The following is an 8,594-nucleotide window of genomic DNA, read 5'->3' as shown; positions in this document are numbered from 1 at the left end:
TTAGTGCTCAGTCTCTCCTGAGTGCTCTGCTATCATTTTTATATTTATCATAGTTAACATAATAAATATAACTGTTTGAATACCACCATCAAAGATATCAAAGTACGCATGTAATGGTATTGGTATTCCAAGTTGCGCTATAAATCCTATATGACCTAATGCCTCATAACATAACTCAACTAAAAAAGTTGCAGCAAGTATATTTCCAAATAATCTTAGCGCTAATGAAACTGGAAGCATTATTCTTTCCAATATATTTATTGGTGTTATTATTGCAAGAGGAACTGTATATCCTCTAAAATAACTTTTTAAACCATACTTTCTAATAGTGTAATATTGAACCATATAGAAAGTTATTAACGCTACACCTACTGTTACACTAAAACTTTTTGTTGGTACTGGGAGTCCAAATAAACCAATTAAATTCATAAATAATAAGAATACTGCTAAGCTTCCTATAAAGGGAATAATATCTAAAAATTCCTCCCCCATATTAGCTGTTACTACATTTTTAAATGTAGTATAAATAGACTCTACCACCACTTGCTTTTTATTAGGTCTAAGTTTCATATTCCTTGTTGCCCATATTGCAACAGCTGCAATAATAAGAATAGTTACCCATTGCATTACTACTTCTGGGACTATATCAATTTTCATGGGTCCAACATAAAAAGACCATATTGGTTCTAGAGGTTCCACCTAATCACTTCCTTTCCCATTCTTAACCCAATAGATTACAACAAATACAAAATGGGCTAAATATCCTGAAATATATGATAAAAGTTGTATTAAATTATCTAAAAATGGCAATGCTACTAAAACAATAACAGCTATCCTTATAAAATAACTAAGAGGTAGTAGTAGTTTTTTGCTTTTTAGCAAAGAATATTCAATAAATATTCCACTTACTATTGTATTTACTAAAGATACCATTAATCCTAGAAAAAAAATAAGGGCCACTTTTATATTGAAGCTAAAGGATAATGCAAGTACAAAAATGAAACCTGCAATTAAATCATATTTTATCATCTTAAGTATAACTAATTTCATTTCTCTACTCATTTTATCCTCACCTCTAACTAACTCTTGTTATTATAGACCTATGTAAATATTAATGAAAACTTCAAATTTTGCTGTTTTAAGTATTAATTACTAGTTTAATATGATTACATCAATTTAAACTTGAATTGCTTAAGTAAATTCATTATCTTTTCATTTTACTTAAAATATAGTTAGAATTATTAATTTTAATTCATTTTTCTGAAAATTCATCTTAATTGCAATATAATATTCAAAACACTGTTAACATTTACAACTTATTATTTTTGTAATAATAAGCAATTTTTTTAATATTTTTATAGTTAGATTAAATACTTATTCGTAACTGTCACTTTTTACAATAATAATTATGCATAATTGCTTTTAATAAAATTCATTTAATTTATCTTATATTTTTTACATTTATATATTCCTAATTATTATTATCTTAAATCATAATAATAATTCAAAAAACATCCCAATATTAAATCATAATTCTTAACATATATCGATATCAAATCATACTCCTTAAAATAAAGCTTCCAATAATATAAGATAAGTTTTTAAGACTTAAAGTCACTTTAACTTATATTATTAGAAGCTTTTATTTTTTAACTATTATATTAGCAAAATAAAAAAACTAGATAAAGCCTAGCATTGAAAATACTATCATAAATATTAAAATGGATGTATCAACCATTTTCAATTTTGATACATCCTAAATATTAATTATTTTCTTTCAACTATAAGAGCTGTTCCCATTCCTCCACCTATGCAAAGTGTTGCTAAACCTTTTTTAGCATCTCTTTTTTGCATTTCATGAAGTAATGTAACTAAAATTCTTGCACCTGATGCTCCAACTGGATGTCCTAACGCTATAGCTCCACCATTTACATTAACTTTGCTCATATCAAATTTCAAATCTTTAGCTACAGCTAAACTTTGAGCTGCAAAAGCTTCATTAGCTTCTATTAAATCTAAATCTTCAATTTTTAAATCAGCAACTTCTAAAGCTTTCTTTGTTGCATGGAAAGGTCCATATCCCATTATAGCTGGATCTAATCCCTTTTGTCCATAAGATACTATCTTAGCTAAAGGTGTTATTCCTAGTTCCTCTGCTTTTTCAGCACTCATAACTACAAATGCTGCTGCTCCATCATTTATTCCTGATGCATTAGCTGCTGTTACTGTACCATCTTTTACAAATGCAGGCTTTAACTTAGCCATTCCTTCTATTGTTGCTCCGAATCTTGGGAATTCATCTGTGTCAAATACCTTTGGTTCTCCCTTTCTTTGAGGAATAACTACTGGTACTATTTCATCTTTAAATCTTCCGGACTTAATTGCTGCTTCAGCTTTTAATTGAGAATTAACTGCGAATTCATCTTGCTCTTCTCTAGTTAAATTCCATTCTTTAGCTATGTTTTCAGCTGTAACACCCATATGATAATTATTAAAAGCATCCCATAATGCATCATTTATCATTGAGTCAACCATTTTTCCATCGCCCATTCTTTGTCCCCATCTAGATGACTTTAATAAGTATGGAGCTTGTGACATATTTTCCATTCCTCCAGCAACTATAATATCAGCATCTCCTGCTTTTATTATTTGCGCTGCTAAAGAAACTGTTCTAAGACCTGATCCACAGACTTTATTAATTGTCATTGCTGGTACTTCTACTGGTAATCCTGCTTTAATAACTGCTTGTCTAGCAACATTTTGTCCTAAACCAGCTTGTATAACATTTCCCATCAATACTTCTTCAACTAACTCGCCTTTTACTCCGGCTCTATTTAAAGCTTCTTTTATTACTAATGCACCTAAATCAGCTGCTGATACATCCTTTAATGATCCTCCAAAAGAACCTATAGCTGTTCTTACTGCACTCGCAATTACAACTTCTCTCATATTTATCTCTCCTTTTTATAAACTATTATAAATTGTCAAACTTGTTAAACAATTAACACAACTTAATTATACCACTTTATTCCTTATTATCAACCCAATTATTCTAAATTTTCTATATTATCTTAAAAATTCCTCAATTTCTATTCTTCTTAAATCGAAATAATTTTCTATAATATCAGCTATTCTCTTAGATGCAAATCCGTCTCCATATGGATTAGCAGCCTTGCTCATCTTTAAATATTCTTCTTCATTATTAATTAATGTGTTTGCACTATTCACTATCTTATCAATATCAGTTCCAACTAACTTAACAGTTCCATACTCAACAGCTTCAGGCCTTTCAGTAACATCTCTTAATACTAAAACTGGCTTACCTAAATGAGGTGCCTCTTCTTGTAATCCACCTGAATCAGTCATTACCATAAAGCACTTATTCATTAAATTATGTGTTTCTTTTGTATCTAATGGTGGAAGTAAATGTATTCTTTCTTTTCCTCCAAGCTTTGCATTAACTACATCTTTAACAACAGGATTTAAATGAACAAGATATACTAACTCTACATCTTCATTTTCTGCCACAACTTTATTTAAGGCATCACAAATATTTTCAATTCCTTGCCCCCAGTTTTCTCTTCTATGAGCCGTTATCATAATAACTTTCTTATTTTTAAAATCTATCTTATTTAAAAGTTCATTTTCAAAAACATAATCTTCTTCTACTGTATGAAGCATTGCATCTATAACAGTATTTCCTGTAATAAATACTTCCTTTTCATTTATACCTTCCCTTAAAAGATTTGACTTTGAACCTTTAGTAGGAGCAAAATGTAAATCAGCTAAAGAACCTGTTAATTTTCTATTCATTTCTTCTGGAAACGGAAAATACTTATCAAAAGTTCTAAGTCCAGCTTCAACGTGACCAACTTTAATTTGTTGATAAAAAGCAGCTAAAGCTCCTGAGAAAGTTGTTGTTGTATCACCATGAACTAATATCATATCTGGTTTTTCATTTGCAAATACTTCTTCTAGTCCTTCTAAAACCTTATTAGTTATACCTGTTAAAGTTTGCTTACTCTTCATTATATTTAAATCAAAATCTGGCTTTATATCAAATAAACCTAAAACTTGATCTAACATCTCTCTATGTTGAGCTGTAACACAAACTTTAGAGTCAATACCTTCTCTTTTTTCTAATTCTTTAACTAAAGGAGCCATTTTTATAGCCTCTGGCCTAGTCCCAAATATAGTTATTATCTTCTTCTTTTCCATTAAAGTGTCCTCCTGATAAGGCTGTTTAATAAGCAGCCAAATTAATAATTAACAGTTAATAATTAAAAATGAAAAATTAATTATGTAATTCTTGTAGAAAGTTTTTTAAACTCCAGTAGGAGCTTTTCATTAATTTTTCATTTTTCTTTTTACATTGTGCGACAGCACATTAATATATTTATTATCTGTATTCTATTAAGTTAATTATACACATAAGCTAATAAATAAACAAATATTAAAACCCCTAATATTTACAATAGCCTATTAGAATAAAAAGAGCTATGGAAACATTTTATAATTTCCGATAGCTCTTCTTTACAAATAGACTATTTTTTACTATTTAGTTCCAAATAGTCTATCCCCAGCATCTCCAAGTCCAGGAACTATATAACCATGTTCATTCAATTTTTCATCTATTCCAGCTACATATATGTTAACATCTGGGTGTGCATTTTGAACAAATTCAATACCTTCTGGAGAGCTTATTAAGCACATAAGTCTTAAATTCTTAGCTCCTCTTTTCTTAAGCATTGTTATTGCATCTGCTGCTGAACCACCTGTAGCTAACATAGGGTCCACTACTATTATATCTCTTTCAGCTATATCTTGAGGTAATTTACAGAAGTACTCTACTGGTTGTAGTGTTTCTTCATCTCTGTATAATCCAATATGTCCTACCTTTGCTGCTGGAATTAATTTTAGCATTCCATCTACCATTCCAAGACCTGCTCTTAGTATTGGAACTATAGCCACTTTCTTTCCTGAAAGCATTTGGCACTTAGTTTTGCATATTGGTGTTTCTATTTCCACTTCTTCAGTGCTTAAGTCTCTAGTTACTTCATATGCCATTAGCATTGAAACTTCTTCAACTAATTCTCTAAAGTCCTTTGAACCAGTTTCCTTATTTCTTATAAATGCAAGTTTATGTAGTATTAATGGATGATTGATTTGAGTTACTTTACTCATTTTACTCCTCCTATGGAATCATATATTATTTATTATATTTTTTTTCAATTTCAGATATTTTATCAATTCTCTTTTGGTGTCTTTCACCTTCAAATTCTGTATTTAAGAAAGTTTTAACTATATCTATAGCTAATCCAGGCCCTACTACTCTTTGACCTAGTGTTAATATATTAGCGTTATTATGTTCTCTTGTAGCATGAGCGCTAAAAGTATCTGAACATAAGGCAGCCCTTATTCCAGGAACCTTATTGGCAGCTATACCTATTCCTATGCCAGTACCACAAACTAATATTCCAAGATCATACTCCTTTGCTGCTACTGCTTCTGCCACTGGAAGAGCATAATCTGGATAATCACAAGATTCTGTAGAATTAGTTCCAAAATCTTTAAATTCATATCCTTCCCCATTTAAAAATTTCTTAATTTCTTCCTTTAGTTCAACTCCGCCATGATCCGAGCCAACTGCTATTTTCTTCATTAACAATCCTCCTAACCATATTATGGTAATTTTATATAAAAAAAAAGGAAAGGTTCCCCCTCCCTCCCTAATTATACTTCTATAATATCAAAACCTGCTGCTTTATTTAATCTATTCATTATTGCTAGGCCTACTCCCTTTTCCTCAAATGCTTGGCATAAAATATAATCAACTTTCATATCATCACATTTTCTAAGAGATTCAAATAAGTTCCTAGCAACTTCATTAAGCTTACTTTCACTTCCAAGAGAAATAATTTCTCCTAAATGAAATTCACCTTTAAGCTCTTCCGTAGATAATATAGCTACCTTTTTTTGATTCTCTATATAATTTTGTACTATTTCATTAATTTTTTCAATAGTTTTTTCTCTATTTCCTTTTATTATCTTTAATTTTGCCTTTGGAGCATAATGTCTATACTTCATTCCAGGAGCTTTAGGCTTTAGATTTTCATCAGGTTTTCCTTGAATAGCCTTATCTATTGTTATTTCATTACATATTTCTTTTAACATTTCTAAAGTTATTCCACCTGGCCTTAAAACAACTGGTGGCATAACAGTACAATCAACTATAGTTGATTCCACTCCAACCTCACTTTGCAATCCACCTAAGATATAATCAACTTTACCATTTAAATCTTCAATGCATCTTTCTACATCTGTAGGACTTGGTCTCCCTGAAATATTAGCAGATGGGGCTGCTATTGGACATCCTGATAATTCAATTAGCTTTAATGCTATTTCACTATTTGGCATTCTTATTCCTACTGAAGATAAATTAGCACTAGTTCTATTAGGTATTATATCTTTTTTATTTAAAATTATTGTTAAAGGTCCTGGCCAGAACTTATCCATAAGCTCCTTTGCAACTTCAGGTACATCTTCAACTAATTCATCTATTTCTTTAGAAGCTACATGAACTATTAGTGGATTATCTTGAGGTCTTCCCTTTGCTTGAAATATCTTTAAAACGGCATCTTCATTTAGGGCATTAGCCCCAAGTCCATATACAGTTTCTGTTGGAAAGGCTACTAGTCCTCCATCATATATAATACTTGCAGCTTCTTTTAAGTATTCTATATCATTATTAATATTCTTAATAATAGCCACCTTTGTTTCCAAAAGTAATTCCTTCTTTCATATATATTTATTACAACTTATAAATTATAATTCTATTTGTTCTCTAGCTATTTTTATATTTTCAATAGCTGAGGAAGTATATGAAGCTTTTACACAATTACTAAATATAGTATTTAGTAATGTATATTTTTTCAAAGCTCCCCTTCTTATAACCTGAAAATAATAGTTTTCTTCAGGATTAATTTTTTTTACTTTTATGTACTCTTCTGCAGCCTCAGGGTATCTTCTTAAAAAACTCTTATTTATAGGCTTTAAATATTTATTTCTAAATTTCATAGTAGCTATTAGTATTATATCCATATCTTCTTTTTCTTTATCTGTATGAACTACCATTACTTTATCACAAATAATAACTGATTCCCTAAAAAATAGACCACTTTTAAATTTTAATTTATTATTCCTACATTCAAATTTTAACCTATGATAATTTAACTTATTTATGCAAGCTAGTATTATAAGTACCTCTAATAAGCCTAAATACCCCCATAAGAATATAGAATCTATTTGTGCTAAAAAGGCTATTAAAGGAAGAAGTATAAAAAGTGAAATCATCAAAGCATAAAATTGTTTTATTCTTCTACTTTCCTTTTTTAAAGCTTTTAATATCTTCATTCCCACACCTACTTTAAAAGCCTCACATTAAAAATGTAAGGCTTTCTTATTAAATAGCATCAGTATTACCCATTTGCTTCATCTTTTCAGCTTGATCTGCTGTAATTAATGCATTAATTACCTCTTCAATATCTCCATTTAAGAAAGATTCTAATCTATAAAGAGTTAATCCTATTCTATGCTCAGTTACTCTTCCTTGAGGGTAATTGTAAGTTCTAATTCTTTCACTTCTGTCTCCAGAACCAACTTGACTCTTTCTATCTTCAGCTATACCAGCACTTCTTTCTGCTTCTGCTGCTTCATATAATCTAGATCTTAAAACCTTCATAGCTTTTTCTTTATTTTTAAGCTGTGATTTTTCATCTTGACATTGAACAACAACTCCAGTTGGTAAATGTGTTATTCTTACTGCAGAGTCTGTAGTATTAACACATTGTCCTCCATTACCAGAAGCTCTATAAACATCTATTCTTAAGTCTTTCTCATGAATTTCAATTTCTACATCATCTACTTCTGGAAGTACAGCAACTGTTGCTGTTGATGTATGAATTCTACCACTTGATTCAGTGTCTGGAACTCTTTGTACTCTATGAACTCCACTTTCATACTTAAGCTTAGAATAAGCTCCATGACCTTTGATCATAAATACAACTTCTTTAAATCCACCAATGTCTGTTTCATTAGCACTCATAAGCTCTACAGACCATCTTTGAGTTTCAGCATATCTAGTGTACATTCTAAATAAATTTGCTGCAAACAATGCTGCTTCATCACCACCAGCACCACCTCTGATTTCAACAAAAACGTTCTTTTCATCATTAGGGTCCTTAGGTAATAATAAAATTTGTATATGATTTTCTAATTCTTGTTCTCTAGCTGTTAACATTGATATTTCTTCAGAAAGCATTTCTCTCATTTCTTTATCGCTTTCTTCAGATAACATCTCCTTATTTGCTTCTAAATCATCTATAACACTTCTATATTCTTTATAGGCAGTAACTATAATCTCTAAATCAGCATGTTCCTTACATAGCTTTCTCCATTCAGCTTGATTAGCCATAATTGAAGGATCTGATATTTTCACTGATAGCTCATCATATTTATTTTCTATAAAAGCCAGTTTATCTAATAACATAAATATCACTCCGTACTTTATTTTTTTACATCTCCATATTATATCA

Annotated in this window: 9 protein-coding genes; all 9 read right to left on the bottom strand. The window is 30.0% G+C overall.

Annotated elements, in window-relative coordinates; genetic code table 11:
* Complete coding sequence (locus E6248_RS01130) at window positions 1-699, bottom strand: F0F1 ATP synthase subunit A (RefSeq protein WP_316339009.1); 699 nt, start codon at window positions 697-699, stop codon at window positions 1-3.
* A complete protein-coding gene (locus tag E6248_RS01125) occupies window positions 700-1,062 on the bottom strand; it encodes an ATP synthase subunit I (RefSeq protein ID WP_316339008.1) in 363 nt (120 codons plus the stop codon).
* A 705-nt stretch (window positions 1,063-1,767) separates the two neighbouring features.
* On the bottom strand, window positions 1,768-2,949 hold the full coding sequence (locus E6248_RS01120; RefSeq protein ID WP_316339007.1) for an acetyl-CoA C-acetyltransferase: 1,182 nt from the start codon (window positions 2,947-2,949) through the stop codon (window positions 1,768-1,770).
* Between the two features lie 117 nt (window positions 2,950-3,066).
* Window positions 3,067-4,218, bottom strand: coding sequence for a non-hydrolyzing UDP-N-acetylglucosamine 2-epimerase (wecB, locus tag E6248_RS01115; RefSeq protein ID WP_316339006.1), 1,152 nt, complete (start codon window positions 4,216-4,218; stop codon window positions 3,067-3,069).
* A gap of 336 nt (window positions 4,219-4,554) precedes the next feature.
* Window positions 4,555-5,184 carry a uracil phosphoribosyltransferase gene (gene upp, locus E6248_RS01110; protein WP_316339005.1) on the bottom strand — a complete coding sequence of 210 codons (630 nt, stop codon included), beginning with the start codon at window positions 5,182-5,184 and terminating at the stop codon, window positions 4,555-4,557.
* Between the two features lie 25 nt (window positions 5,185-5,209).
* On the bottom strand, window positions 5,210-5,662 hold the full coding sequence (gene rpiB / locus E6248_RS01105) for a ribose 5-phosphate isomerase B (protein WP_316339004.1): 453 nt from the start codon (window positions 5,660-5,662) through the stop codon (window positions 5,210-5,212).
* A 71-nt stretch (window positions 5,663-5,733) separates the two neighbouring features.
* Window positions 5,734-6,783 carry an L-threonylcarbamoyladenylate synthase gene (locus E6248_RS01100; protein WP_316339003.1) on the bottom strand — a complete coding sequence of 350 codons (1,050 nt, stop codon included), beginning with the start codon at window positions 6,781-6,783 and terminating at the stop codon, window positions 5,734-5,736.
* A 42-nt stretch (window positions 6,784-6,825) separates the two neighbouring features.
* Window positions 6,826-7,413, bottom strand: a complete 588-nt coding sequence (locus E6248_RS01095) for a hypothetical protein (protein WP_316339002.1) — start codon at window positions 7,411-7,413, stop codon at window positions 6,826-6,828.
* A gap of 49 nt (window positions 7,414-7,462) precedes the next feature.
* A complete protein-coding gene (gene prfA, locus E6248_RS01090) occupies window positions 7,463-8,548 on the bottom strand; it encodes a peptide chain release factor 1 (protein WP_136007990.1) in 1,086 nt (361 codons plus the stop codon).
* Window positions 8,549-8,594: the final 46 nt, after the last annotated feature.

Source organism: Clostridium sp., assembly GCF_032552055.1.
Classification (GTDB): domain Bacteria; phylum Bacillota; class Clostridia; order Clostridiales; family Clostridiaceae; genus Clostridium.
This window is presented reverse-complemented; position numbering and strand designations above follow the sequence as displayed.